At 66.3% G+C, this 255-nt stretch carries 1 protein-coding gene; it reads left to right on the plus strand.

Translation table 11 applies throughout. The annotated features are described in order from the left end of the window. Positions 1-12 precede the first annotated feature (12 nt). Positions 13-255: response regulator (locus tag AC0L3U_RS39755; RefSeq protein ID WP_473365175.1), on the plus strand; the 243-nt coding region annotated here is incomplete at its 3' end.

Here is a 255-nt window from a genome sequence, read left to right on the forward strand (position 1 = left end):
CTGGAAGAGACCTTGATCGAGGCCGGTTACGGGGTTGTTAGCGCCGCATCGGGCGAAGAGGCCGCCCGTTTGCTCATCAGAACGCCCCTTCCGCGAGCTGTGGTCACTGACATCAATCTCGGCCGCGCCAGGATGGACGGATGGGGGCTGGCTCGCCTCGCACGCGGGAACGACCCAAGCTGCGGGATCCTGTACGTCTCCGGCGATAGCGCCCACCGATGGGCCTCCAATGGCGTGCCCCGCAGCATCCTCCTG

The sequence above is a fragment of the Bradyrhizobium sp. Kon69 genome, assembly GCF_055807515.1.